General features: G+C 66.3%; 24 protein-coding genes. 18 read left to right on the forward strand and 6 right to left on the reverse strand.

All coding sequences use genetic code 11. The annotated features are described in order from the left end of the window. Positions 1-110 precede the first annotated feature (110 nt). The 6 genes from AC6JAC_RS02005 (at position 111) to AC6JAC_RS02030 (ending at position 5,924) form a co-directional block, all read left to right on the forward strand. Positions 111-515: a hypothetical protein gene (locus AC6JAC_RS02005; RefSeq protein WP_454699689.1), complete on the forward strand. Its 405-nt coding sequence runs from the start codon at positions 111-113 to the stop codon at positions 513-515. Positions 516-791: 276 nt separating this feature from the next. Next, positions 792-2,663 carry a molecular chaperone DnaK gene (gene dnaK / locus AC6JAC_RS02010; RefSeq protein WP_454699688.1) on the forward strand — a complete coding sequence of 624 codons (1,872 nt, stop codon included), beginning with the start codon at positions 792-794 and terminating at the stop codon, positions 2,661-2,663. Positions 2,664-2,665: 2 nt separating this feature from the next. After that, complete coding sequence (locus AC6JAC_RS02015) at positions 2,666-3,358, forward strand: nucleotide exchange factor GrpE (RefSeq protein WP_028270895.1); 693 nt, start codon at positions 2,666-2,668, stop codon at positions 3,356-3,358. 159 nt (positions 3,359-3,517) lie between these two features. Continuing rightward, complete coding sequence (locus tag AC6JAC_RS02020) at positions 3,518-4,501, forward strand: DnaJ C-terminal domain-containing protein (RefSeq protein ID WP_028270894.1); 984 nt, start codon at positions 3,518-3,520, stop codon at positions 4,499-4,501. Positions 4,502-4,544: 43 nt separating this feature from the next. Next, the gene (locus tag AC6JAC_RS02025; RefSeq protein WP_028270893.1) at positions 4,545-4,967 is read left to right on the forward strand and encodes a heat shock protein transcriptional repressor HspR; all 423 of its coding nucleotides are present in this window, start codon (positions 4,545-4,547) and stop codon (positions 4,965-4,967) included. Positions 4,968-5,090: 123 nt separating this feature from the next. Then, positions 5,091-5,924: an alpha/beta fold hydrolase gene (locus AC6JAC_RS02030; protein ID WP_028270892.1), complete on the forward strand. Its 834-nt coding sequence runs from the start codon at positions 5,091-5,093 to the stop codon at positions 5,922-5,924. Positions 5,925-5,943: 19 nt separating this feature from the next. Here the strand turns inward: AC6JAC_RS02030 and AC6JAC_RS02035 are convergent, their stop codons facing one another. Next, positions 5,944-6,879 carry a ketopantoate reductase family protein gene (locus tag AC6JAC_RS02035; protein WP_497963268.1) on the reverse strand — a complete coding sequence of 312 codons (936 nt, stop codon included), beginning with the start codon at positions 6,877-6,879 and terminating at the stop codon, positions 5,944-5,946. A 279-nt stretch (positions 6,880-7,158) separates the two neighbouring features. Here AC6JAC_RS02035 and urtA point away from each other — a divergent pair, with 279 nt between their 5' ends. From urtA to urtE, 5 genes are read left to right on the forward strand one after another with little or no spacing between them, the layout of a single operon-like run. Next, the gene (gene urtA / locus AC6JAC_RS02040) at positions 7,159-8,424 is read left to right on the forward strand and encodes an urea ABC transporter substrate-binding protein (protein ID WP_454699685.1); all 1,266 of its coding nucleotides are present in this window, start codon (positions 7,159-7,161) and stop codon (positions 8,422-8,424) included. Positions 8,425-8,470: 46 nt separating this feature from the next. Then, a complete protein-coding gene (gene urtB, locus AC6JAC_RS02045) occupies positions 8,471-9,355 on the forward strand; it encodes an urea ABC transporter permease subunit UrtB (protein WP_497963270.1) in 885 nt (294 codons plus the stop codon). After that, positions 9,352-10,524, forward strand: a complete 1,173-nt coding sequence (gene urtC, locus AC6JAC_RS02050) for an urea ABC transporter permease subunit UrtC (RefSeq protein ID WP_497963272.1) — start codon at positions 9,352-9,354, stop codon at positions 10,522-10,524. The genes urtB and urtC overlap by 4 nt, the downstream gene beginning before the upstream one ends. After that, entirely contained in the window at positions 10,521-11,324 is an 804-nt protein-coding gene (gene urtD / locus AC6JAC_RS02055; RefSeq protein ID WP_028270888.1) for an urea ABC transporter ATP-binding protein UrtD, read from the forward strand. Before urtC ends, urtD begins: the two co-directional genes overlap by 4 nt. Next, complete coding sequence (gene urtE, locus AC6JAC_RS02060) at positions 11,324-12,016, forward strand: urea ABC transporter ATP-binding subunit UrtE (protein WP_347896074.1); 693 nt, start codon at positions 11,324-11,326, stop codon at positions 12,014-12,016. Before urtD ends, urtE begins: the two co-directional genes overlap by 1 nt. A 64-nt stretch (positions 12,017-12,080) precedes the next feature. Here the strand turns inward: urtE and AC6JAC_RS02065 are convergent, their stop codons facing one another. Together AC6JAC_RS02065 and AC6JAC_RS02070 are read right to left on the reverse strand one after the other, a co-directional pair. Then, the gene (locus tag AC6JAC_RS02065; protein ID WP_051628857.1) at positions 12,081-12,344 is read right to left on the reverse strand and encodes a hypothetical protein; all 264 of its coding nucleotides are present in this window, start codon (positions 12,342-12,344) and stop codon (positions 12,081-12,083) included. Next, a complete protein-coding gene (locus AC6JAC_RS02070) occupies positions 12,341-12,871 on the reverse strand; it encodes a hypothetical protein (protein ID WP_497963275.1) in 531 nt (176 codons plus the stop codon). The genes AC6JAC_RS02065 and AC6JAC_RS02070 overlap by 4 nt, the downstream gene beginning before the upstream one ends. 308 nt (positions 12,872-13,179) lie before the next feature. On the opposite strand from AC6JAC_RS02070, the gene AC6JAC_RS02075 reads away from it, so the two are divergent. From AC6JAC_RS02075 to AC6JAC_RS02085, 3 genes are all read left to right on the forward strand, one after another. Next, entirely contained in the window at positions 13,180-13,854 is a 675-nt protein-coding gene (locus AC6JAC_RS02075) for a GAF and ANTAR domain-containing protein (RefSeq protein WP_454699680.1), read from the forward strand. A 19-nt stretch (positions 13,855-13,873) separates the two neighbouring features. Next, positions 13,874-14,587: a GAF and ANTAR domain-containing protein gene (locus tag AC6JAC_RS02080; protein WP_028270884.1), complete on the forward strand. Its 714-nt coding sequence runs from the start codon at positions 13,874-13,876 to the stop codon at positions 14,585-14,587. Positions 14,588-14,803: 216 nt separating this feature from the next. Next, positions 14,804-15,190 carry a hypothetical protein gene (locus AC6JAC_RS02085; RefSeq protein WP_497963277.1) on the forward strand — a complete coding sequence of 129 codons (387 nt, stop codon included), beginning with the start codon at positions 14,804-14,806 and terminating at the stop codon, positions 15,188-15,190. 51 nt (positions 15,191-15,241) lie between these two features. On the opposite strand, the gene AC6JAC_RS02090 is transcribed toward AC6JAC_RS02085, so the two are convergent. Next, complete coding sequence (locus AC6JAC_RS02090; RefSeq protein WP_497963279.1) at positions 15,242-18,709, reverse strand: DEAD/DEAH box helicase; 3,468 nt, start codon at positions 18,707-18,709, stop codon at positions 15,242-15,244. A 177-nt stretch (positions 18,710-18,886) separates the two neighbouring features. Between AC6JAC_RS02090 and AC6JAC_RS02095 the strand changes: the two genes are divergently transcribed. Together AC6JAC_RS02095 and AC6JAC_RS02100 are read left to right on the forward strand one after the other, a co-directional pair. Beyond that, positions 18,887-19,753: a DMP19 family protein gene (locus AC6JAC_RS02095; protein WP_497963280.1), complete on the forward strand. Its 867-nt coding sequence runs from the start codon at positions 18,887-18,889 to the stop codon at positions 19,751-19,753. A 178-nt stretch (positions 19,754-19,931) separates the two neighbouring features. Continuing rightward, positions 19,932-21,899, forward strand: coding sequence for a glycoside hydrolase family 32 protein (locus tag AC6JAC_RS02100; RefSeq protein ID WP_497963281.1), 1,968 nt, complete (start codon positions 19,932-19,934; stop codon positions 21,897-21,899). A gap of 31 nt (positions 21,900-21,930) precedes the next feature. Here AC6JAC_RS02100 and AC6JAC_RS02105 read toward each other — a convergent pair whose 3' ends face one another. Beyond that, on the reverse strand, positions 21,931-23,163 hold the full coding sequence (locus AC6JAC_RS02105; protein ID WP_028270879.1) for a pyridoxal phosphate-dependent aminotransferase: 1,233 nt from the start codon (positions 23,161-23,163) through the stop codon (positions 21,931-21,933). A 155-nt stretch (positions 23,164-23,318) separates the two neighbouring features. On the opposite strand from AC6JAC_RS02105, the gene AC6JAC_RS02110 reads away from it, so the two are divergent. After that, complete coding sequence (locus AC6JAC_RS02110) at positions 23,319-25,049, forward strand: sensor histidine kinase (RefSeq protein ID WP_497963282.1); 1,731 nt, start codon at positions 23,319-23,321, stop codon at positions 25,047-25,049. Between the two features lie 7 nt (positions 25,050-25,056). Here the strand turns inward: AC6JAC_RS02110 and AC6JAC_RS02115 are convergent, their stop codons facing one another. Continuing rightward, a complete protein-coding gene (locus tag AC6JAC_RS02115) occupies positions 25,057-25,650 on the reverse strand; it encodes a DUF5655 domain-containing protein (protein ID WP_497963283.1) in 594 nt (197 codons plus the stop codon). Positions 25,651-25,837: 187 nt separating this feature from the next. Here AC6JAC_RS02115 and AC6JAC_RS02120 point away from each other — a divergent pair, with 187 nt between their 5' ends. After that, positions 25,838-26,494 carry a protein tyrosine phosphatase gene (locus AC6JAC_RS02120; RefSeq protein WP_497963284.1) on the forward strand — a complete coding sequence of 219 codons (657 nt, stop codon included), beginning with the start codon at positions 25,838-25,840 and terminating at the stop codon, positions 26,492-26,494. The last annotated feature ends 21 nt before the right edge of the window (positions 26,495-26,515 follow it).

The raw sequence follows: 26,515 nt of genomic DNA on the forward strand, positions 1-26,515 counted from the left end.
TGTGCGGGTCGGGCCGCTCTGCCCTCCGCCCCCTGTTGAAGTGCCGGGCGGATGGATAGACTGCCCCTGCGCCCGTCCGGGCGTCCGATGCTTCCAGGAGGGAACCGTCAGTGTCAGAGAACAGCGAAATTTCCAAGAACAGCGCAAACGAAGCGGAACAGCCCAGTACCGAACCCGCGCCGGCAGTCGAAGGTGACAGCGGCCAGTATGTCGACGGCGACTACGGCAAGGCGGGAATTGCGCACGAAGACCAGGTGGCCGCCGGCGACGGCGAGTATCCCGAAGGCGATTACGGAACCGCCGGGGAGGTCGAGGAACCTGCCGGGGCCGTCGAAGGCGAGTACGAGGCCGGTGATTACGGCAAGGCCGGCACTGCGGGGGAGAACCTGGTGACCCTGGAGGAAGCCGAATACCCCGACGGCGACTACGGAACGGCCGGTACCGCGGGCCCGGCGAAGACCGGCGAGACGGCCCGCCGTGCAGAATCTGGCGAGGAGCCGGGCGACACCGCCTGACAGTCAATTACGCCACCAGCCTGCTCCAGGACAGGGTTTCACGCACAGCGAAACCCTGTCCTGGTGCCGCTGCGTCTGGCCCAAAACCCCTGAATGACGGTCCTTTTCAGCTGCCCGGCAAACAGTTGCTTGGCCAGCAAATCCAAAGTTGAGCGGATCAGACTCAACTTTGGATTGACTTAAATCCGGCCGTGGGTAAAGTTGAGTGTAGATCGCTCAATCAGTGGGCGTGCCTGAATCTAGACCAGCGTTTCCACGGAAAGAAGGAAGCAACACATGTCACGTGCAGTAGGTATCGACCTCGGAACCACCAACTCCGTCGTCTCCGTTCTCGAAGGTGGCGAGCCCACCGTTATTGCCAACGCCGAGGGTGGCCGCACCACGCCGTCCGTCGTTGCGTTCTCAAAGTCCGGCGAAGTCCTGGTCGGCGAGATCGCCAAGCGCCAGGCCGTCAACAACATCGACCGCACCATCGCGTCCGTCAAGCGCCACATGGGCACTGACTGGAACGTCGCGATCGACGACAAGAAGTACACCGCGCAGGAGATCTCCGCGCGCATCCTGATGAAGCTGAAGAACGACGCCGAGTCGTACCTGGGCGAAAAGGTCACCGACGCCGTCGTCACCGTTCCCGCGTACTTCAACGACGCCCAGCGCCAGGCCACCAAGGAGGCCGGCGAAATCGCAGGCCTCAACGTCCTCCGCATCGTCAACGAGCCCACCGCTGCCGCTTTGGCCTACGGCCTGGACAAGGGCAAGGAAGACGAACTCATCCTCGTCTTCGACCTCGGCGGCGGAACCTTCGACGTCTCCCTCCTCGAAGTGGGCAAGGACGAAGACAACTTCTCCACCATCCAGGTGCGCGCCACCGCCGGTGACAACCACCTCGGCGGCGACGACTGGGACCAGCGCGTCGTTGACTACCTGCTGAACCAGCTCAAGGTCAAGGGCATCGACCTGTCCAAGGACAAGATCGCCCTGCAGCGCCTGCGCGAGGCTTCCGAGCAGGCCAAGAAGGAACTCTCTTCCTCCACCAGCACCAACGTCTCCCTCCAGTACCTGTCCGTCACCCCCGACGGCCCGGTCCACCTGGACGAGCAGCTGACCCGCGCCAAGTTCCAGGACCTGACCAAGGACCTGCTGGACCGCACCAAGAAGCCGTTCCAGGACGTCATCAAGGAAGCCGGCATCAAGCTCTCCGAGATCGACCACATCGTGCTCGTCGGCGGCTCCACCCGCATGCCCGCCGTGTACGAACTCGTCAAGGAACTCGCCGGCGGCAAGGAGCCCAACAAGGGCGTCAACCCGGACGAGGTCGTCGCCGTCGGCGCCGCGCTGCAGGCAGGTGTGCTGAAGGGCGAACGCAAGGACGTCCTCCTGATCGACGTCACGCCGCTGTCCCTGGGCATCGAAACCAAGGGCGGCATCATGACGCACCTGATCGAGCGCAACACGGCCATCCCCACCAAGCGCTCCGAAACCTTCACCACGGCTGACGACAACCAGCCGTCCGTGGCCATCCAGGTCTTCCAGGGCGAGCGCGAGTTCACCCGGGACAACAAGCCGCTGGGCACGTTCGAGCTGACCGGTATCGCGCCGGCACCCCGTGGCGTCCCGCAGGTCGAGGTCACCTTCGACATCGACGCCAACGGCATCGTGCACGTCTCGGCGAAGGACAAGGGCACCGGCAAGGAACAGTCCATGACCATCACCGGCGGGACCGCGCTCTCCAAGGAAGACATTGACCGCATGGTCAAGGACGCCGAGGAGCACGCAGCCGAGGACAAGGCCCGCCGCGAGGCAACCGACACCCGCAACACCGCCGAGCAGCTCGCCTACTCCGTGGACAAGCTGATCGCGGACAACGCCGACAAGCTGCCTGAAGAGGTCAAGACCGAGGTCAAGGCCGACGTCGACGCCCTGAAGAAGGCGCTCGAAGGCACGGATGACGCCGCGGTAAAGACCGCCTTTGAGAAGCTGCAGGCTTCCCAGAGCAAGCTCGGCGAAGCCATCTACGCACAGGCCGGTTCGCCGGACGGTGCCACGGGTGCCGCAGGCGCAGAGGGTGCCCACTCCGGGTCCGAAGGCGCCAAGGCCGATGAGGACATCGTCGACGCCGAGATCGTTGACGAAGACGAGAAGAAGTAATCATGCCGCACCACGGTAATGAAGAAGAGCACCACTCTTCCGCAGGCCAGCAACACGCGCACGCCAGCGGCGACAACGACAACCAGGAGAACGAGCCGCAGAAACCGGTGATCCACGACAACCGCAAGGTTGATCCGAAGACCGGCCAGGCCCGCCACCCTGACCAGGAGCACGCCGCCGCAAGGGGCCACGGTTCCGGGGACGCACTGTCCCAGGCCGAGGACATCCTCAACAGCGTTGAGGTTCCGGCCGAGGAGTCAGTGGCCCAGGGCGTGGGCGCGGAGGAAGCGGAAGAACTCCGCAACGACCTCCGCCGCCTGCAGGCCGAGTACGTCAACTACCGCAAGCGCGTGGAACGCGACCGTGCCGTGGCAGGGGAGATGGCCGTCATCGGCGTCCTGAACTCCCTGCTTCCGGTCCTGGACGACGTCGACGCCGCCCGGCAGCACGGCGACCTGGCCGACGGCCCGTTCGCCGCGATCGCCGCCAAGCTGGAGAACGCGCTGAAGACCTACGGCCTGGTGCGCATCGATGAGACCGGCGTGGAGTTCGATCCCACGATCCACGAAGCCCTCATCCAGCAGCCCGGCCCGGACGTCGAAATCGACACCGTCAGCCAGGTCCTGCGCTCCGGCTACAGGTCAGGCGAACGGGTCCTCCGGGCAGCACAGGTTATTGTTGCAGTCCCTGCATAAGTAGCCCAAACAAACGCGTAGCAGTTGGTGGGCCCCGGGAGTGGCATGGGGCCCGCCGGAGCGTGGTGGCCTGGTCCGCAAGGACCAGGCCACCACGCGAAGGGGCGGGGGCCCATCACCTGCGCAGCGCATTTTGTAAGAACTTGAAAGGAAACGCCATTGGCTAGCCAGGACTGGGTCGACAAGGACTTCTACAAGATCCTTGGAGTCGCCAAGGACGCTTCCGACGCCGATATCAAGAAGGCTTACCGGAAGCTTGCGCGGCAGCACCACCCGGACACCAACGCGGGGAACGTCGCGTCGGAGAAGAAGTTCAAGGACATTTCCGAGGCATACTCCGTGCTCTCGGATCCGGACGAACGCCAGCAGTATGACGCCATCCGTGCCATGGGCGGCGGCGCGCGGTTCGCTCCCGGCGGTGCCGGGGCAGGCGGCGGCGCCGGCTTCGAAGACCTCTTCGGCGGCCTCTTCACCGGTGGCGGCGGGCGCCACTCCGGCGGCTACAGCACCTCGGGCGGCATTCCGCCGGAATTCGCCGATCTCTTCGGCGGACAGTTCGGCGGCCCCGGCTCCGGAGCGGGATTCCAGCGTGCCCCGCAAAAGGGCGCCGACCGTACGGCCACCACCACCATTTCCTTCGCCGGGTCCATCCGCGGCACCACCATCGGCCTGCGCGAACCGGACGGGGACGTCATCGACGTCCGTGTTCCCGCCGGGATCAAGGACGGCCAGAAGGTCCGTGTCCGCGGCAAGGGCCAGTACGGACCGGCCGGCAACGGCGACCTGATGGTCACCGTCAACGTCAAGGGCCATGACTTCTACACGCGCGACGGCGACAACCTCCGCATCCATGTTCCGGTCACCTTCCCGGAGGCTGCCCTGGGTGCTGACATCGAAGTGCCGACGATCGACGGCGAAAAGGTCAAGGTCCGTGTTCCCGCGGGGACGCCCTCCGGGCGGACACTGCGGGTCAAGGGCCGCGGGGTCAAGCATGCGAAGGCCACCGGCGACCTGCTGGTGACCATCGACGTCGTGGTTCCGCAGAAGCTGACCAAGGAAGCGGAGGAAGCCGTGAAGGCGTTCGCTGCAGCCACGGACGGACACGATGTGCGGGCCGGACTGGCTGCCAAGGCACGTCTCTAGGAAACGCGCGGACTGGGACTGGGACTAGCGGGAGGAGCCGGCCTTGGACATTGATTTCGATCAGCCGATCTTCGTGATCTCGGTGGCGGCTGAGCTGGCGGACATGCACCCGCAGACGTTGCGGCAGTACGACCGGCTGGGCATCGTCTCGCCCAGCCGCGCGCCCGGAAAATCCCGGCGGTACTCCCAGCGGGACGTCAACGTGCTCCGGGAAGTGCAGCGGCTTTCGCATGAGGGGGTCTCGCTGGAGGGCATCAAACGCATCCTCCAGCTGGAGAACCAGGTGGCCGCGCTGCAGCGCCGGGTGTCCGAACTGACCGAGCAGCTCAGCAGCCGCCGGAGCCCGCTGGATTCGCGCATTTTCGCGGCCGGAGCAGCGGGCGACGTGGTGAGCCTGGCCCGCGGCCAGCGGCCCCGCGCCCGGTCCCAGGCCGTGGTGGTGTGGCGCCCCCGTTCCACGGAGTGAGCGCTGCAGGCTGAGCCTTCCGGACTGACCTGACACGCCGTTCCTTGACAGGCGAAGCCTGCCGGAACAGAGTGAATGGTCAAGCCAGTTGCCCGTCTTCACTGCCCCGGAAGGAACGCCCTCATGGCCTTTGTGTCTGTCGGAAAAGAAAACAGCACCACCGTTGAGCTTTACTATGAGGACCACGGACAGGGACAGCCGGTGGTCCTTATCCACGGTTACCCGCTGGACGGCGCATCGTGGGAACGGCAGACCAGCGCGCTGCTGGCGGCAGGCTACCGGGTCATCACCTACGACCGCCGCGGCTTCGGCAAGTCCAGCCAGCCCACGGAGGGCTACGACTACGACACCTTTGCTGCCGACCTCAACACCCTGCTCACCGAGCTCGATCTCACGGACGCCGTGCTGGTGGGCTTCTCGATGGGCACCGGCGAGGTGGCCCGCTACCTCGGCACCTACGGCTCGGACCGGGTTTCCAAGGCAGTGTTCCTCGGTTCCCTCGAGCCGTTCCTGCTGAAGACGGACGACAACCCCGACGGCGTCCCGCAGGACGTGTTCGACGGCCTGCTCAGCGCAGTGAAGGAAGACCGTTACGCGTTTTTCACGGAGTTCTTCAAGAACTTCTTCAACACCGACGACACCCTGGGCAGCCGCCTCAGCGAAGAAGCCCTGCGCGCCAACTGGGCCACCGCCAGCAAGTCCTCCGCCCACGCCTCAGTGGCGGCGCAGCCCACCTGGCTGACGGACTTCCGCGCGGACATCCCCAAGATCGACGTTCCTGCCCTCATCGTGCACGGAACGGCGGACAACATCCTGCCCATCGACGTGACCGGCCGGCGCTTCAAGGACGCGCTGCCCGCCGCGGACTACGTGGAGATCGAGGGCGCGCCGCACGGCATGCTGTGGACCCACGCGAAGGAAATCAACCAGGCCCTCCTTGCCTTCCTGAAGAAGTAAGCAGGGAGCTGCCCGCAGGCTAGCCGGATGCGGCGCTGACCCTCAGCTGCATCAGGGCCAGGTCGATCAGCGGCGTGGCCGCCCCGAGGAGCCGTGCCCGCCGGGTGAAGTCGCCCAGCAGGTGTTCGGTCTCGCCGGGGCGGCCGGCAACAACATCGCGGTAGAGCGACGACGTGAAGGTTGACCCGGGCTGCGTCAGCATGTCCACGGACAGCTGATGTTCGTGGTCCGGCACCGGATAGCCGGCCGCAGCCGCGACGGCGCCGGCTTCGGCCAGCACCGAATGCACGAAGTCCGTGCCGCCGGGTACCGCGACGATGGCGCCCACCGGTCCGCGCATCAGGCAGGTCACGGTCCCCGCGGACACGATGAATGCCCACTTGTGCCACATGGATGCCAGGGCGTCCGCCGTGGCCGAAGCCTTGAAACCCGGCACGGTCAGGGTTTCAACCGCCCGCAGGACGCGGTCGCCCGGCGGGCCTGACTGTTCCCCCACCGTGAGTGTGGCCAGCGGATTCATCTGCAGGATGTCGCCGTCGTCGGTGAGGGTGGTGACCACCTTGACGATCCCGCCCAGCACGCGGGCCGCGCCGAAGGCCGCCTCGAGCGCGTCCATGTGGGCCATGCCGTTGAGGAACGGAATGACCACCGTTTCCGGCCCCACCGCCGGTGCGAGGTCTGCCAGTGCCTGCGGCAGGGCGGCGGCCTTGACCGTCACCAGCACCAGATCGTACGGTCCGTGCAGGTCAGGCGCCGTGACCAGCGCCGGTTCAATGACGTCGTCGCGGCCCAGGCCCGTGATGCGAAGGCCGCGCCGGCGTAGGGTGGCTGCCCGTCCTTCCCGCACCAGGAACGTCACGTCGCGGCCGCCCTGCGCCAGGCGGCCGCCGAAGTAGCCGCCGGTGGCCCCCGCTCCGACAACCAGGATTCTTTGTGCGTTCTGCTGGCCGCTCATGCTGCTCCTCGGGGATTTGTGTCGCCGCCAAACCCAAAATGACGGCGGGAAAGTTTCCTTCAGGTTAACTTTGCCATCCGAACTTTCCGCCATTTTGTCAGCCAACTTACCGTTTCCGGGCTTCTGATCCAATGCGGACGCCCGGTCCGAAATCGTGCGGAAACGAACCATCATGCGTGTTGAAACAATTCGCTCCTAGATTGAGCCCCAGGGGGACCCGACAGGACCCTGGAGACCAGCAGCTGCCGCGAGGCAGCGCGGAGCGAGAAGCAGGTAAACATGAGGGTTTCAGTAACGAGGCGCGCTTTGATCCCCCTGGCCGCGGCGGCAATGGCAACGGCCCTGGCCGGCTGCGGAAGCCAGATTTCGGATCCGGCCTCCGCCAATTCCACCGCCAGCAGCGGCAGTTCCTGCGTGGACACGTCTGGCAGCAGCGTGAAGGTCGGATTCATCAACTCACTCTCCGGCACCATGGCCATCAGCGAGAACACCGTCTTTGATTCCCTGAGCCTGGCAGCGGAGGAAATCAACGCCGCCGGCGGAGTCATGGGCAAACAGCTGCAAGTGATCAGCGAGGACGGCGCCAGTGAACCCACCAAGTTCGCCGAACGCGCCGGGAAGCTGATCCAGCAGGACTGCACGGCCGCGGTGTTCGGCGGCTGGACCTCCTCCAGCCGCAAGGCCATGCTCCCGGTCTTCGAAGCCAACGACGCCCTGCTGTTCTACCCGGTGCAGTACGAAGGCCTCGAAGCGTCCAAGAACATCTTCTACACAGGAGCCACCACCAACCAGCAGATCATCCCCGCCCTGGACTACCTGGCTGAGCAGGGCACCAAATCCATCTTCCTGGTGGGCAGCGACTACGTCTTCCCGCGAACGGCCAACAAGATCATCCAGGCCTACGCCAAAGCCCACGGCATGGAGGTCCTTGGCGAGGAATATGCCCCGCTGGGGTCCACGGAGTTCTCCACCATCGTGAACAAGGTGCGGGACTCGAAGGCCGACGCCGTCTTCAACACCCTCAACGGCGACAGCAACGTGGCCTTCTTCCGGCAGTACAAGAGCGTTGGCCTGACCGCCGCATCCATGCCGGTGGTCTCGGTGTCCATCGCCGAGGAGGAAGTGCCCGGCGTCGGGCTCGAAAACGTGGAAGGCCAGCTCACGGCCTGGGACTACTACCAGACCCTTGACACGCCGGCGAACAAGAAGTTCGTCGCGGCGTTCAAGGCGAAGTTCGGCGCCGACCGCGTCACCAGCGACCCCATGGAAGCGGCGTACACCTCGCTGTACCTGTGGAAGGCCATGGTGGAGAAGGCCGGTTCCTTCGAAGTGGACAAAGTCCAGGCAGCCGCGGGCGGGGTGACGTTCGAGGCGCCCGAGGGCACTGTCACGGTGGACGGCGAGAACAACCACATCACTAAGACGCCCCGGATCGGAAAGATCAACTCCGAGGGCCTGATCGAGACCGTCTGGTCCTCGCCGAAGGCCGTGGAGCCCGATCCGTTCCTGGCCAGCTACGACTGGGCCAAGGACCTGGCCAAGTAGCCGCTTCCACCGCCCCTGCAGAAACCCGGAGGAAAGGCCCGCTGGAATGGAACTGTTGATTGGACAGATGTTTGCCGGACTCAGTCTCGGCTCGGTGCTGCTGCTGGCCGCGCTGGGGTTGTCGCTGACTTTCGGCCAGATGGGGGTCATCAACATGGCCCACGGCGAGTTCATGATGGCTGGTTCGTATACGGCCTTCGTGGTGCAGCGGAGCATTTCCGACGCCGGCATCTCGCTGCTGGTTTCCATTCCGGTGGGCTTCCTGGTGGGCGGCCTGCTGGGGCTGGTGCTCGAGGCGGTGCTGCTCCGGCGGATGTACCACCGTCCGCTGGACACCCTGCTGGTCACGTTCGGGGTGGCGCTGATCCTGCAGCAGGCCGCCCGGGACATTTTCGGCGCCCCCAGCGTGGACGTCCGGGCCCCGGCCTGGCTGCAAGGCAACGTCGAGCTGCTGGGAGCGCCCATCCCGCTCACCCGGCTGTTCATCCTGCTGCTGTCCCTGGTTTGCCTGGCAGGACTCGTAGTGGTCCTCAAGGGGACGCCGCTGGGCCGCCGCATCAGGGCGGTGGTGCTGAACCGGGACCTGGCCGAAACCAGCGGCATCTCCACCCGGCGCACGGACCAGCTGACGTTCTTCATCGGATCGGGCCTGGCCGGGGTGGCGGGCGTCGCCGTCACGCTGATCGGGTCCACCGGCCCGTACCTGGGGACGAACTACATCGTGGACGCGTTCCTGGTGGTGGTGGCCGGGGGAGTCGGCCAGATCAAGGGGGCCGTCATCGCGGCGTTCGCACTGGGCGTGCTGCAGTCCGTATTTGAATTTTCGACGACGGCGAGCATCGGCAAGGTGCTGATCCTGGTGCTGATCGTGGTCTTCCTGCAGCTGCGGCCGCAGGGCATCTTCAGCCTCAAGACAAGGAGCCTGGCATGAGCACTTTCCTGCGGTCCCGGTGGGGGGTGCTGGCCGGTTTCGCCGCGGGAGCGGTGCTTCTGCTCGTGGCGGCTCCCGCGGCACTCTCGGCGTTCAACCTTGCCCTGCTGGGAAAGTTCATTTGCTTCGCGATCGTTGCGGTGGGGATCGGACTGGCCTGGGGCCGCGGCGGCATGCTCACCCTGGGGCAGGGGGTGTTCTTCGGGCTCGGCGCGTACATCATGGCCATGCACCTCAAGCTGGCGGACGCCTCCCTCTTCGGCGGGTCCGGCGTGCCGGACTTTATGTCGCTGTACGGCAGCGGCGAGGTCCCCGGCTGGTGGGAGCCGTTCCGGAGCCCGGTGGTGACCCTCCTCGCCGTCGTCCTCGTTCCGGGACTGGTGGCCCTCGTCCTGGGGCTGGCCGTGTTCAAACGGCGCGTCAAGGGTGCCTACTTCGCCATCCTCAGCCAGGCCCTGGCCGCCGCCTTCGCCGTGTTCCTGATCGGCCAGCAGGCCACCACCGGAGGCTCCAACGGCCTCAGCGGCTTCCGGTCCTTCTTCGGGTTCGATTTGAAGGACCCCTCCAACAAAATGATGCTCTATTCGATCGCCGCCGTGGTGCTGCTCCTGGCCCTGGCGGCGGCCCGGCAGCTCATGCGCAGCCGGTTCGGCGAACTCCTCGTCGCCGTCCGGGACCAGGAGGAACGGGTCCGGTTCCTGGGCTACGACCCGGCCACCATCAAAACAGTGACCTATGTGATCGCGGCCGTCATGGCAGGGATCGCCGGCGCCTTGTTCGTGCCCATCGTGGGGATCATCTCGCCGGCCGACGTAGGCGTCATTCCGTCCATCGCCTTCCTGATCGGAGTGGCAATCGGGGGCAGGGCAACCCTGCTGGGCCCCGTCCTCGGAGCACTCAGCGTGGCCATCGCCCAGACCAGCCTGGCCTCCACCTTCCCGTCGTTCTGGGTCTACTTCCAAGGCCTGCTCTTCGTCCTGGTCATCGGGTTCATGCCCGGCGGCCTCGCGTCGCTGCCGCGGCTCGTCTCCCGGCTGAAGCAGCGCCGTACAGAGCAGCCCGGCGGCGCTGCACCGGCGTCCGCGCCGCAGGTTCCCGCTTCCGCCGTGCCGGCCCCGGCAACTGCAGCAACCACCCCAACCACCGTCCCGGAAGAGGCAAGCCGATGACCACCCCCACGCTGCTTCCCGACGGCGAGCCACGGGCCGGCGGGCTCCGCCACGGCCGGCCGAAGTACCTCGAGGTCCGCGGCCTCACGGTGGCCTTCGACGGCTTCGTCGCCGTGGACAGCGTCAACCTCGACGTCATCCAGGGCGACCTGCGGTTCCTCATCGGCCCCAACGGTGCCGGCAAGACCACCATCATCGATGCGATCACCGGGCTGGTTCCCGCCACCGGATCCGTGAACCACACCGGCACTGAGATCCTGGGCCGGAAAGTGCACAAGATCGCCCGGCTGGGCGTGGGCCGGACGTTCCAGACGGCGAGCGTTTTCGAGAACCTCACGGTGCTTCAGAACCTGGATATCGCCGCCGGGCCGGGCAGGAAGGCCCGGGAGCTGCTGAGGAGACGGAAGGGCGTGGACCCCGCCGTCCAGGAAGCCCTGGAAATCATCGGGCTGACCCGGGCCGCGGACAAGCAGGCCGGCACCCTGGCGCACGGTCAGAAGCAATGGCTGGAAATCGGCATGCTGCTGGTCCAGAACTCGGACGTGCTGCTCCTGGACGAACCCATCGCCGGAATGAGCCAGGACGAGCGCGACGAAACCGGGCAGCTGCTCCGCCGGATCGCGGCCAGCCGCATCACCCTGGTGATTGAACATGACATGGACTTCGTCCGGGAGTTCGCCACTTCGGTGACAGTCCTCGCGGCCGGGAAGGTCCTGAGCGAGGGCAGCGTGGCGCAGGTCCAGGCCGACAAAAAAGTGCAGGAAGTCTACCTCGGCACGGCCGGAATGGAAGGGCACTGATGCTGGAAATCACGGACCTGCAGACCGGCTACGGGCGCACCCAGGTTATTTCCGGAGTGGATATCACCGTCCCCGACGGGTCGCTGGTTTCCCTCCTGGGCCACAACGGTGCGGGAAAGACCACACTGCTGCGCGCCGTCGTCGGGCTTCTCAAGCCCACCCGCGGCACCATCACGCTGGACGGGGAGGACATCTCCGCCCTCCGGCCGCACCAGCGGGTGGCGCGTGGCATGGCCTATGTTCCGCAGGGGCAGCAGTCGTTCGGGCAGCTGACCGCCCTGGAGAATCTGCAGCTCGTGGCAGACGGCCGCCGGAACGCGAAGGAACGCGTGGCGGAAGCGCTGGACATGTTTCCGGCGCTTAACCCGCTGCTGGGCCGCCGGGCCGGCCTCCTGTCCGGCGGGCAGCGGCAACAGCTGGCCATCGCCCGGGCACTCATCACCGAACCGACGCTGCTCATCCTGGATGAGCCCACGGAAGGGATCCAGCCCAATGTCGTGGCCGAAATCCAGGAGACCATCATCAAGCTGTCCCGGCGCAGCGGCATGCGCGTCCTTTTGGTGGAACAGCACATCGGCTTTGCGTTGAACGCGGCCGACAGCTACTACGTGCTGGCCGCCGGACGGGTCAGTTCCCGCGGCACGGGCGGGGCCGAATCCGCAGGAAAGGTGCGCGAAGCAATGCTGATCTGACCGGGCTGGCGCAGGGGAAACCCGGCCCGGCGTCTGACCGGGCTGGCGCAGGGGAGGCGGACCGTTAGTGTGAACGAGCGGCTTCGCCCTGGGGGTTGCCCGCTGTGGGCGGTGCCTGCCGTTCGAGCGTCTCCCCGAACGGGACGTCTTCGCTGACGGCAACGGTGAAGGTGGTGTTCCCCAGCCGCGTTACAAGGATGCCGCAGCGGCCCTCTTGCATGGCGTGCTGCCGTGCTTGTTCAACTGCGGTGCTTAGCTCCGCGTCGATAAGGCGTGGATCCGTGGCTTCGACGAAAAAGGTACGTCCGGCCTCGATGGTGCTGATCATGCTGCGTTTCCTGACTTTGGTTCCTTGGTGGTTTTGATCGGGTTGGTTTCGACCCTGGGACTCCGTCCGGCGTCTGAGATCGCCCGGAAAATGCGCTCCTGCGATGCCAGCTCGATGCCCAGGGCGGTCGCGGCGATGTCTTCGAGGGCTTCGTACATCCAGTCTGTGGCGGTCTTGTTGTCCGGATGGGACGCGCCCGGATGGGAGGCGCCCGTGAGGACCGGACCCGTGAGGGCCGGACCCGTGAGCGACGGGTCGGACCGGAGGAGCGAGTAGCGTGCCACTTTCGCCTTCAGCTCGGCGACGAGGTCCTCGATCTCCGCCAACAGCGGGTCGTTCCACCGGTCGGAATCCTGCGAGTCAAACTCCTGCGCCACACCGGGGTCCCCTGCGTCGGACGGGGTTCGGTTCAGGCGCAAATCGGGCTGCCTCCACTGGCTCGTTGCCATGGCGGCCCTGAGCAGCTCGCTATGGTCCTGGGATGCCACATGCGTGAGCGAGACTTCGAGGGATGGGTTGCCGCGCATCGGGTGGACTCCTCCTGGATTTTTCGCCGACAAAATGGCGCTACCAGGGTCTGGGGCAACTAAATTAAGTGTATCCGGCGCCTCGGGACGTGAACAGGGACCGCTGAAGCGGCTGGTCCGGGCCCCGACCGCCCGGGATCAAACTCCCACGGGGCGCTGCCAACCGGTTGATCCGGGAGCGGGCATAAACTGTACGAACAGCAGTTGATGCATGGAAGGTGCCTTTCCGATGGTTCAAGCGACGTCCTTCCGTTTCCCGGATCCGGCTGTCGCCGCGCGGGGCCGTCATGGTTGACGGTTCCTGTTCGATGGCTGAGGGGCTGGACACCGGCCTTTGTACGGTGTTCCTGGAGTCGCTGCCCATTACCGGCGCTTCGATCTCCGTATTCTCGGGCCTGGCTCCGGAGACCACGGTGTGCGCCAGCAACCGGGTTTCGGCGCGGATTGACGAACTCCAGTTCGACCTGGGTGAGGGGCCCCGCTGGACTGCCCTGGAGCGACGGAGGCCGGTGCTCCTGCCCGACGTGCGCGCGGGTTCGCATGCCGCCTGGCCCGTCTTTGCGAAGGCCATCCGGGACCTTGACGTGTCCGCCCTTTTCGTCTTCCCCCTGGTGCTCGGCGCCATGGACATCGGGGTTGCGGAACTCTACTGTTCAGACCCCGGCCCGCTCAGTGCGGCCGACCATTCGACGGCGCTGCAGCTCGCCGATGCCGCGACCTGGCAGCTGCTCCGGGAGCTCCTCACCCTGGCCCCGGCGGACGGCACGGATGCACCGCAGGACGGCTCGCCGCTTTCCCGGCGCGAGGTGCATCAGGCCACGGGAATGGTCCTTGCCCAGACAGGGGCTTCCGCCACCGATGCGCTGCTGTTACTGCGTGCGCACGCGTTCTCCCAGGGCCGCACGGTCCGCGAAGTGGCCCGTGACGTCGTCGCCAGGACCCTGGATTTCACGCCTCCCGACGGGGTGACCCGCCGCCCATGACGTGCAGTAGAATCCCAATATGGCGATGATGAGCCGCGCCGGACGCGTAAGTGCCGCTTTCGTCAGGATAGCGGACACCCTGGTGGGGGATTACGACGTTTTCGACCTCCTGCACACCCTGGTGGACGAATCTGTGGGAATACTCGACGCCGCCGCGGCCGGGCTGGTGCTCGTTGACCCGGGCGGTGACCTCCAGGTGATGGCTTCCACGAGCGAGGAAAGCCAGTTGGTGGAGGTTCTCCAGCTGGAGGCCGGCGAGGGTCCGTGCGTTGACTGCTACCGCACCGGCGCTGTTGTGGCCATTGACGACATTGCCACGGACGGGTCCCGGTGGCCGCTGTTCCAGGCTTCCGCCCTTGCCCAGGGCTTCAAGTCCCTGCACGCTGTTCCGATGCGCCTGCGCAGCCGGACCATCGGTGCCATGAACCTCTTCGGCCGGGAGCCGGGTCCGCTCAGCGCGGATGATGCTGCGATTGCACAGGCATTTGCCGACGTCGCCACCATCACCCTGCTGCAGGAGCGCGCGGCCAGGGAAAACGCCCTCATCAACGAACAGCTGCAGCACGCGTTGAACAGCCGCATCCAGATTGAACAGGCGAAGGGTGTCATCTCGCACACGGCAAACGTGGACATGAACCGGGCCTTCTCGATGCTTCGCGACTATGCCCGTGCCCACAACCAGACCATTTACGAAACCGCCGCAAAAGTCATCGGCCGCAGGATCACCCTCTGACGGACCGGGTACCTAGGCGCGGGCCCCGGGACCGGCGAGCAGAATAGAGTACTCACTACTCGTGACGTACCGGAGCGGCAGCGGCTTGAATGGAGCCCAGCTGGGTCTCACAGCTGTGGTCTCTGTTCTCTGGGGGTTTCCTATGTGTCTGTTCTGCAATGCCCAAGTGTCCCTGCCCCGCCCTGCCACGCCGGGCGGCGTCCGATGAGCGCGGGAATGGAATCCGTCGCCATGTTCGCCGGCTCGCTGGCAGGGCTGGTGATCTTATCCCTGGGCCAGGCGATGGTGGTGGCGTGCCTCTGCTTCGACATGGTCCGTGCCCTGTCCGTGCCCAGGTCCCACCGACGCTACGTGGCCAGCACCGTCTTCCGGACGCTGGCGCTGCCGTCGGTCCTCGTGATGGGCGTCAGCGTCCTGGTTGATGCCGTCTTCTGGTCCTGGCTGGATGTGGCCATGGGTGTCTTCGTGATGGTGATGATCATCTTCCGGCTGCACCACGACAAGGACGAGGACAACTGGTGGAAGGGCAAGGGCAAGAAGCTCGCCCGCTGGGCCCGGAAACAGCTGTCCACGGGAAGGTCCCTGGCGCCGGCCATGGGCTGACGGTTCGCCAGCTGAACGTTCGCCGCGGTCCGTGAACAGCCGGCCCGGCCGTCAGTCGTTGAACAGGCCGGCCAGGTCTTCCGCCGTCAGGGAACCGCCGGAGAGCGCATCGCCTTCCATCACGTCAGCGAACAGCTGCGACTTCTTCGCCTTCAAGGCCATGACCTTTTCCTCGATGGTGTCCTTGGCAACCAGCCGGTAGACCATCACGTTGCGCGCCTGGCCGATCCGGTGGGTGCGGTCCACGGCCTGCGCCTCGGAAGCCGGGTTCCACCACGGATCCAGCAGGAACACGTAATCCGCCTCGGTCAGGTTCAGGCCGAAACCGCCCGCCTTCAGGCTGATCAGGAACACGGGGGCGGAGCCGTTCTTGAACTCGTTCACCACATCCGAACGGTTGCGGGTGCCGCCGTCGAGGTAGCAGAATTCGATTTTCTCCTCGACGAGCCGTTCCCGGACCTTGCCCAGGAAGCCGGTGAACTGGCTGAAGATCAACGCCCGGTGCCCCTCGGCAACCAGGTCCTCCAACTGCTCGAACAGCACGTCCAGCTTGCTTGAGCGGACACCGGACAGGGACGGGTCCACCAGGGAAGCATCCAGGCTGAGCTGGCGCAGCAGGGTGAGCGACTGGAAGATGGTGAAGCGGTTCTTGTTGACGTCTTCGATGAGGCCCAGGATCTTCTGGCGCTCGCGCTGCAGGTGGGTCTGGTACACCTTCTGGTGCCGCGGATTCAGCACCACCTCCAGGATCTGCTCCTGCTTGGGCGGGAGGTCGTGGATGACCTGCTCCTTGGTGCGGCGCATCATGAGCGGACGGACCCGACGGCGGAGCTTGTCCAGCTGCCCCTTGTCACCGTTCTTTTCCACCGGCTTCTGGTAGTACTCGGCAAACCTGCTGGGGCTGGCGAAGAGGCCCGGGGCCACAATCGAGGTCAGCGCCCAGAACTCCATCAGGTTGTTTTCCAGCGGCGTTCCGGTGATGGCCAGCTTGAAGGCGGCCGGCAGCTTGCGCGCGCACTGGTAGGCCTTGGACTGGTGGTTCTTGACGAACTGGGCCTCGTCCAGCACCAGGGCGGCCCACTCGCGGGACGCGTACGCCTCGTAGTCGATCCGGAAGAGGGCGTAGGACGTAATCACGATGTCCGCTCCGGCCATCGCCTCGGCCGGGTCCGCTCCGTTTTTTGCGAACGTTTCGCCGATTGCCCGGACCGTAAGCCCGGGGGCAAAGCGCGCGGTTTCGGCTTCCCAGTTCCCCACCACACTGGTGGGGGCCACCACCAGGAACGGTGCGGAGCCCGGCGCGGAGCCCGCTGCGGGGGCCGATGCCCCGGCGGCCTCCTTGGCAGCGCAGACCAGGGCCAGCGCCTGAACGGTCTTGCCCAGGCCCATGTCGTCCGCCAGCACCCCGCCCAGCCCGTGCTTGTAGAGGAAACTGAGCCAGTTGAAGCCTTCCAGCTGGTACGGGCGCAGCTCGGCGTTGAGGGTGTCCGGAAGGGGCAGTCCCTTGATGCCGCCTTCCAGCAGCCCGCCCACGGCTTCGCGCCAGGCGGAGGCCTGCTGGTCCACGATGCCGAGGTGCGCGAGCTCGTCCCAGAGCCCGGCCTGGAACCGGCTGATCTGCAGCGGCGCGTCCTTGTTGTCCTGCAGGGAGCGTGCTTCGTCAATGAGTGCGCGCAGCTGATGCAGCTCGGGCAGGTCCAGGGAGAAGTACGCGCCGCTGGGCAGGAGCATCCGGGTTTCGCCGGCCGCCAGCGCGGAGAACAGGGCAGCGAAGGAAACCGGCTGGCCTTCGAGCGTGATCACAATGCCGAGGTCGAACCAGTCGCGCTGGTCGGTGGCCTTGGTGGAGATGGCCACCACGGGCGCTTCTTCGGCCTCACGGTAGTCGGCGATGTCGCCCGCGGTGTCCACCACAACGTCCGGGGTGTTGCGGAGCCGGGGAAGGACTTCCTCCGTGAAGGCCAGGGTGTCCAGCCCGCTCAGTTCGGCCGAGGCCGCCAGCCGCGGGGTGCCCCAGCCGCCAGTAGCGGATTCGCCCAGTTTGGGGACCACTTCCCAGGGCTGGCCCAGAGCCTCGAGGATGCGGGCCTCCGCGGGATCGTCCCGGTAGCCGTGGTCGCCCGGGTGCCGCCACAGCGGCTGTGCCGTGACCAGGTTCCCGGAGGTGTAGTGCCATTCCCAGTGCAGCCGCACTTTGTGGTCGCTGCCGTAATTGGCCAGGAGGGACAACGTGGGAACGGCCAGAGAGGGCAGCTCCACGGATTCATCCGACGCCGTGACCCGGGCAGCCTGCTTGAGCTTGGGGTAGAAGCCGGTGAGGAAGCGGGTCTCGTCCCGGGCCGGAATATGCAGGGTGCTGCCGGCCGTGACGAACGTCAGGAGTTCTTCGCTGAGGCCGGTTTCCAGGGGAGCCAGGGTGATGATCGACCCGCTGCCCACGCCCGGAAGGGCGTCCGCACCGGACGTCAGGAAGATCCCGTGGGCGGGCCGGCCGATCGTCCCCACGGAGGCCGGATCAACCACCTCCCCCTCAACGGTGATGGTGGGGGCCAGCGTCAGCCCGCCGTCGTCGGACGTTTTTCCGCTGTCGACGGCGGCAGGTTCGACGGCGGCGGGTTCGACGGCGGCGGCGCCTCCCCCGCCGGAAGTACCAAAGCGGGTCAGGTTAAGGCCGACGGCGGCCGGCTCCTCCACGAACCGGACGGGCTCCTGGCTGCCGGTGTGGACCAGCGCGACGCCGATCTTCCGGGCCTGGGCGAGCAGGCTCCAGAGGTTCTTGCCGGCATAGGTGTTCAGCCCCAGCCAGGGCGCGGTGGAATTGTGCTGGCGGTTGGCGAGGGCGGTGTGGGACGCGAGGAATTCCTGCATCCACTCCACATGCGCTTCGTTGCATTCGCGCCGGTAGTTCAGGTAACTGAGCGTGTTCCAGGAGACGTCGCCGCGGATCCACTTGCCCTTGGCGCCCATGATCACCGGGCGGGCCTTGAGCTGCCGGACACTGCGGAGCGGATCGCGCCGGCCGGTGTAGGAGAAGTGCGGGGCCGGTTCCTCAATATCGAACTGCAGGGCCAGCGGGATGCCGTTGGTGGACGGGGTGATTCCCGGCCGGGCAATGAGCGGCCCCAGGGCCTGTTCCCAGTCCGGCATCTCCTGCACCAGGGGCTCACGCGACAGGCGGGTGCTTTCAGCCGGGGCCAGGAGCTGGACGCGGGTGGCCGGATTGTCCTCCGCCGCGAAGAGCAGCGCGGCCACGTGCTTGCAGTCCTTGCGCACGGGGCAGCTGCAGACCCCGACGGTGCAGCTCCAGCCGCCGGCCTTACGGACCAGCTTCGCGGTGGTGGAATACGGCACGTCCTGCCCGCCGCGGACCTTGCCGAGCATCAGGCCGGTGGCGGCATCAAAGGAGATCCCCGAAACCCGGCTGCCCATGGCGTAGGCGAGTCCGGCCGCGAGGGAGCGGTCGTTGATCGCGGGGGTCTGTATTGCCAGTGCCGCACTCTCGTCCGGTTGGGATGGCATGGTGCGCGCTACTTTCAGCAGGTCAAAAATCTGCAGGTTATCTGATCCATCTTAGCGAGCCGGAAGAGGCCCTGAAACTTCGCCCAACGTTCAACTCCGCCTCAACCCGCGGACCGGTGCGCCGCGTAGCGTGAAAGGGTCCCAAGCACCACCCGCTTTCAGCAGTGAGGATTTCCCATGAGCACCGGTCAGCCCGCCAGCAAGCACCCCGTCGTCCTGGCACTCGAAAGCGCCGAAGCGGCCAACGAAGACGTTGTCGACTCCAACGTGACCGTGGTCAACGCCATGTACGCGGAGCTCCTCGACGCCCCGGAAATCGCGCCCAACGCACTCCGCAGCTACTACGTCGACTTCTACCTCACGCAGGCGCTGGCCGGCGGCTTCGCCCAGTACGTCTTCACGGTGCCGGAGCGCGACGAGATTGACGCCTACGTGCGCGAAGGCCTGGAAGGCATGGGCGCCACCGCCCACCTGGCGCTGTTCAACCGCACCGCCGCGGCCTTTGACGCGCTCAGCGAGGACGACGCCGAGGCGTACCTGGACGGGGATACCGAAGGCTTCGGCGAGTCCGACGGCGGGACAAGCTCCCCGGAAGCCGTCAGGGAGCTCGAAGAGCTCGACGAAGCCTTCGAGTCGCTGCTTGAGACCGAGGACATCCTCGAGCTCAACGCCGCCTGGCTCCGCGGCCAGGAAGGCCTGCTGCTGCTGGACGACGAGCAGCTGGAACTGCACATCGCCGAGCGTGTGGCCCAGATCCCCAACCTTGCGGAGCGCCAGGCCGAGGCGGCGGAGGAAGCCCTTGAGAACGCGCCGGAGTTCGAGCTGATCATCCGCGAACTGTGTGACGTGGCGGGCCAGGAACTCCGGAAAATCACCATGGGCGACCCCAACTACGAACACAACGGCGAAACCGTCCTCGCCTGGCACTTCACCACGGACCAGGGCGATTTCATCATGGTGGAGGAGGACGACGAGGCTTACATGATCAGCCCCTCCACCAAGGAGATCGTGGCCGCGGTGGAGTTCGAAGAAGCTGACGCCTAAAGCCGCCGCCTCAAGCCGACGCCAGGGCCGTGCCGGGGCGCCGCCAGCGTCCTGCCGGGACTCCGGCGGGACCTCGGCGGCGCAAACCCTGTAAAATTGAGCGGAATCAGACCAACATGAACGCCGGCGCCGGCCAAAAACCGGCGCCGGCGTTTGTGCATCCCGATGATCGGTGGACATGTCGCTCAGGTTCCTTCCCAGCAAAATCACGCCACGGGCCCTATGGGCCGCAGCGGCCGCCGCCCTGGCTCTCGTGCTGGTAGCCGTGGCTATTGTGGTGGGCTCCGGGCAGCAGCCGGACCCTGCCGGTCCCGCCGCGGAGGCCCTTGCCGACGTTGCTGACGCCCAGGCTGAAGCCAGGAAGGACTCGGGACATTACGGCTCATTCTGGCTGGCCGGGGGAGACCGCAGCCTGGAGAACCTCGCCCGCCCGCTGCGGACTGACGGCGTCTCCGACCTCCGCGCCATCGAATGCGCCGACGGCTGGGTGGCCGCCGCCCGCGACGCGCAGGACGTGATGGTGCGGTCCAGCGAACAGGACTCCGCCGTGCAGGCAGGGCGCGCGGGCTCCGCGGACATTTCCCGGCCGGACTGCGTTACTCCGGAAGCGGTGGATGCGATGCTGGCCGACCTGGGAGCCGGTCCGGAGCTGCCGGCACCGGCGGAGTCCGCATTCGCGCGTCCGGACGGTGCCTCCGCGTACCGGCCCGGCTACCACATCACACCCCGCGAAAACTGGATGAACGATCCCCAGCGGCCGTTCCTGCTGGACGGTCTCTGGCACTACTACTACCTCTACAACGCCGGCTACCCGGAGGAAAACGGCACCGAGTGGTACCACCTCACCAGCACCGACCTGGTGCATTGGAAGGACGAGGGGGTGGCCATTGAAAAATACAAGAACGGGCTGGGCGACATTGAAACGGGCAGCGCCGTGGTGGACTACGAGAACTCTGCAGGGTTCGGCAAGGGCGCCGTCGTCGCCGTCATGACGCAGCAGGACGAGGGCATCCAGCGGCAGTCGCTCTTCTATTCCACCGACAAGGGCTATTCGTTCAAGGCCTTCGACGGGAACCCCGTCATGGACAACCCGGGGGAACAGCACTGGCGCGACCCGAAGATCATCCGCGATGAGGCGAACAACCAGTGGGTGATGGCGCTGGCCGAGGGCGAGAAGATCGGGCTGTACGCCTCGGCCAACCTGAAGGAATGGCGCTATCTGTCAGGCTTTGAACGCCAAGGCCTGGGGATCCTTGAGTGCCCCGAACTCTTCCAGCTCGACGTCGACGGCGATCCCGCCAAACGGACCTGGGTCCTCGCTGCCAGCGCCAACGGCGCCGGGGAAGGACGGTCCACCGGCGTGGCCTACTGGACGGGGAACTGGGACGGGACCCGGTTCGAGCCTGCGGACGACAAGCACCAGTGGATGGATGACGGCGCCGACTTCTACGCCGCCGTGACCTGGGACGATCCCCGGCTCACGGAAGCCCAGCGCATGGCTTCCCGTCACACCGTCGCCTGGCTGAACAACTGGGCCTATGCGCGGAAACTGCCCACCGAAGACTGGCACGGCGGCGCCGATACCGTGGTGCGGGACATCCGTCTCAAGACCGTCTCCGGAAAGCCCACGCTCGTCTCCACCCCCACCAACGCCCTGAAATCCCTGCAAGGCGACACCGCCACCGTGACGGACCGCAAGCTCACCCCCGGCGGCGCCGGCGGACTGCCTGACCCCGACGGCGGGGGCTACCGGCTCGATCTGACCCTTGAGAAGGCTGCCGGGGACGACGGCAGCGAAGCCAAGGTGGAGCTGCTGGCCGAAAACGGCGTCTTCGCCACCGTGGGCTATGACTTCGCCTCGGAAGCGGCCTTCGTCTCCCGGGACGGCGCCGCCAAGGAAACCGCCGGACTCGCGCCCGACTACGGCGTGGTCCGCCGGGCGGCCTCCGCACCCCGTGACGGCAAGGTCGAGCTGACGGTCTACGTGGACCACAGCACCGTGGAAGTGTTCGTCAACGGCGGGGAGCGTACCCTCACGTCCCTCGTCTATCCGTCCGGCGCGCCCACGGGCCTGAAGGCGCTGACCAAGGACGGCACACTGACGCTGAAGTCCTTCAGCTACACGCCGATGGCCGCCGCGTCCTGATCCTCCCGGTGATGAGCGGTCCGGTCCTGGCTTAGGCCTCGTCCTCCACGCCGATCCGGTAGGAGGCGAGGAAGGCCGCGATGCGGCGTACTGCTTCCTCGATGTCCTCGACTGAGGGAAGGATGACGAAGCGGAAGTGGTCCGGCCTGGGCCAGTTGAACGCTGTGCCGTGCGAAACCAGGATTTTCTGTTCACGCAGGAGGTCCAGGACGAACTGTTCGTCGCTCTTGAACGGGTAGAGCTCCGGGTCCAGGCGGGGAAACAGGTACATGGCGGCGGCCGCCGGGACACACGTGACGCCGGGAATCGCGGTGAGCAGCTGGTGGGCGCGGTCCCGCTGCTCGCGCAGCCGGCCGCCGGGCCGGACCAGGGCCTCGATGCTCTGGTAGCCGCCAAGGCAGGTCTGGATGGCATGCTGGGCGGGGACGTTGGGGCACAGGCGCAGGGAAGCCAGCAGCTCCAGGCCTTCGCGGTACGCCTGGGTTGCCGCGAGCGGGCCCGTGACGGCCACCCATCCTGCGCGGTAGCCGGGCATCCGGTAGGCCTTGGAGAGGCCGCTGAACGTCAGGACGCAGATGTCCTCCGCCACGGAGGCGGTGTGGATGTGCTGGGCCTTTTCGTACAGGATCTTCTCGTAGATTTCGTCCGAGAACAGCACCAGGTGGTGCTTGCGTGCCAGCGCCGCAAACTGCTCCAGGATGTGCCGCGGATAGACGGCGCCCGTGGGGTTGTTCGGGTTGATGATCACGATTGCCCTGGTGCGCTTGGTGATCTTCGATTCGACGTCGGCCATGTCCGGCCACCAGTGCTCGTCCTCGTCGCACAGGTAGTGGACGGGCTTGCCGCCGGTCAGGGTGACGGCGGCTGTCCACAGCGGGTAGTCCGGGGCCGGGATGAGGACCTCGTCGCCGTCTTCCATGAACGCCTGGAGGCACATGGAAATAAGTTCGCTCACGCCGTTGCCGATGAAGATGTCCTCGACGCCGATCTGCATCAGGCCGCGGGTCTGGTAGTACTGCGAGATCGCCGTGCGCGCGGAGAAGATCCCTTTGGAATCGCTGTAGCCCTGCGCCCCGCGCAGGTGGTGGATCATGTCCACCACTACGGACTCGGGGGTTTCCAGTCCGAACGGTGCCGTGTCGCCAAGATTCATCTTGAGGATCCGGTGCCCTTCGGCTTCCATCTCCTTGGCCGCCTGGAGGATGGGCCCGCGGAGTTCGTAGCGGACGTTCTGGAGTTTGCTGGAGTGCTGCATGGGACGCATGCTTGATCTTTTCACAGCCCGCGGCTTAGGGCACAGGCTCCGAACCGTGCGGGGCAACGCCGCAACCCCGATCCCCCGTCCGGGCGGTCTACACTGTGGTCAGCGCCCTTGAAGCAGCCCGGGGGGATTCTTTTCTGTGCCGGGGGGACAGACGGATGGTACGTATCCAAGCAAGCGGCCCGATCGACATGAACGAGCGTGCGGCAGGGCCAGGCAATGACAGGCCGCCGGCGGAGGCCGCACGGCCGGCCTGGGACGCGCTGCTGGCCGACTGGATCGACCGGTTCTTCGGCCGGCTCGGGGTCCGGGGCCGCGTGGTGATGGGCCAGTTGCCGCTGTCCGTTACCTTGTTCCTGGTTGTGGTTGCTGCTGCGATCTTCAGCCCGGAAGCGCTGGCGGACGACACCTTCAGGATCGCCGTGCTGGCACATGCCGCGTTGCTCGGACTCTGCCTTGCCGTTCCCTGGGGGAAGCTGCACCCTGAAGCGTTCACGCTGATACCGGTCCTTGACTGCGTGGCCATCGGATTCACGCGGCAAGCAGGCGGCCCCAGCTTCAATGTCCTGAGCCTGCTGCTGGTTTTCCCGGTGGTATGGCTGTCCGTCAGCCGGCACCGGCACCGGCTTGTCCTGGCGATTCTCGCCACTGTGCTTAGCACGGTCGTCCCTGCCGTCGCCTTGGGAGCGGACCCGTTGCAGGGGTCAATGATCCGGACAATCTTCCTGCCGCTGGTAATGGCCGCGATCGCGGTGACGGCCCACGTGGTGGCGGGTGCGCTGTACCGGCAACGCGGGACGCTGGTCCGGAAGGACCGTGACCTGGCAGCAACCCTCGCCGAGAGCGTCCGGCGCCAGCGGCTGCTTGATGCCGTGCTTTCAACTGTTGACGTGGGCGTTTGGGTGGTGGACGCAAGCGGTCAGGATGTGCTGACCAACAGGGCGATGCGGACCGATCCTTCGCTGGCCCGCCTGACGCCAGCCACAGGATCTCCCGAGCTTTTTTACGGCGACAGGACCACTCCGGTGCCGCCGGACGGTTTCCCTGCAGTGCGGGCATCCCGCGGTGAGGCGTTCACCAATGAGCTGTACTGGGCCGGCGAAGCTACCGGGCAGCGGGCCTATTCCGTCAGCGGCCGCGCCATCCGGTCCCTGGACGGGACCAACACGGGAGCTGTTGTCACCTTCGCCGAGGTGACCGCGCTGATCAATGCCCTCGCTGCCAAGGACAACTTCGTCGCCACGGTATCGCATGAGCTCCGCACGCCGCTGACGTCAATACTCGGGTACATGGAACTCGTCATTGACGAACCGGGCCACGAAGACATCCAGGCTGAGCTGCGGATCGTGGAGCGGAACGCCGTCCACCTCCTGGGCCTCGTGAATGACCTGATCGCCGTCGCGTCTGAAAACGTGGAGCTCGTCCTGCAGGAGACGGACATGGCAGGGCTCCTGGGCGCCGCCGTGGCCGCCCACCACGCGAAGGCTGCCCTCTGCGGAGCGGCCCTGGTGCTGGACACGGAAGAACCGCTGACTGCCCGGGTGGACCCGGTCAGGATCCGGCAGGTGGTGGGCAACCTGATATCGAACGCGGTGAAGTACTCGCCGGACGGCGGACGCATTACCGTGCGGGCCCGCAGGAACGGCAAGGAACTGGTCTGCTCCATCACTGACACGGGCACAGGCATGACGAAGGAGGATCAGGAACAGGCCTTTGCCAAGTTTTTCCGATCCGCCAGGTCCCGCGATACCGCCATTCCGGGCGCAGGCCTTGGCCTTCCGATCAGCAAGACCATTATCGAAGGACACGGCGGCTCCATCAGCCTCACCAGCGCCCCGGGGGAGGGCACCACAGTGTCCTTCGTCCTTCCCGCCGCCGCCGACGCCTGATACCTGCTCAGCTGTTCTGGTGGAGCGCTTCCGCGAGGAAGCCCAGGACGGCGTCGTCCACGTCCTCAACGGACGCCAGCCTCACCTTGCGGCCGAAGGAATCACCATCGCGCACTTTGACGGCGCTGAGCCGGCCCTCCGCCGGAGCGTCCAGCCGGAGCGTGATGTCCACGCTCGTGTTGTTGGCCCGTGTGACCTGGGCGAACTTCCGCCGCGGCGAGTGGAGTGACACGAAGCCCTTCCTCAGCTGGATTTCCACGCCCTCCGTTTCAGCTGCCCAGGCCAGGAGAGCGTCCGCGATCGGCCGCAGCCCGGGGTGGCCGGCGTACTGGGCGTCGATCAGTTCGTCGGCGTCGCGCAGCATGAATTCGGGGTAGCCGAACATCTCCCAGGACACGGCATACTGCGCGTAACCGGTGATGCCGTGCTTGTCCCGCATCCAGTCGCGGAGTTCCGCATCATTCCGCAGCCCGGCCTCATGGCCCCGGGCAGCCCACCAGCCGGCATCGCGGCCGGACTTGCGCAGGAGCAGCGCACGGTTGCTGTCCACCATGGTCTGCCAGGTCTTCGCAGCATTCTTCAGATCGGTCGGCTCGCCCATGTCCTGATCCTAATGCCGGACCCGATTCGGCCGGCGGGCGGGCGGTTTCAAAAGAATTTTCGGGACCGCGTAACTTTTCCGGAGCCCGGGGCGATGTAAGGGGAGTACGGACCGAGTCCGCACCGCTTGAGTGGCCGGATCAACCTGGCCGTTACTGACACTGTTGTATATGTTTTCGGAGGGTTTCATGTCCTTGTTCACTGTTTTTGCCTCTAGCAAGATTGCCGCGAGCGCATTGGCGGCCGGCACGCTGGCGGTCGGTGGCACCGGCGCAGCCGCATTTGCCGGAGCCCTTCCTGCTGACGTCCAGCAGAGCGCCCACGAACTGCTCGGCGCCCCCGCTCCGCACGTAGGCGGCGTTTCCGAGACTGCCACGTCCGACGCCAGCGCCGACGCTGCAGCTTCCGCTTCGGCTACGCCGTCCGCTTCCGCCGATGCCGCCGGCTCCGTTGAGGGCGAGAACGCCAGCGGCGAAGCATCCGCAAGCGCCGTCGGCCCTGACGCCACCGGCCCGGCCGCATTCGGCCTGTGCACCGCCTTCGCCAAGGGCGGCCTGGACGCCTCCTCCACCGGCTTCAAGTCGCTGGCCATCGCCGCTGAAGGCGAAGCCAACATCGACGGCTACTGCGCTGGAGTCACGGCCGCGGCCAACGCAACGGCCAAGGCTGACAGCAACAAGGCCGAAGTTTCCGGCAACGGCGGCGCTGCTGTGGACGTTGAAGCTCCGAAGGTGCCGGAAGCACCGGAACTGCCCACCCAGGCAGCTGTTCCGGCCGCCCCGGAGATCCCCGCCGAAGTCCCCACCCAGCTCCCGGAACTGCCCACCTCGGCTGGCCGTCCGTAACGCAGTTACCTATGGTGGATC

It is taken from the genome of Arthrobacter sp. KUASC02 (genome assembly GCF_059739395.1).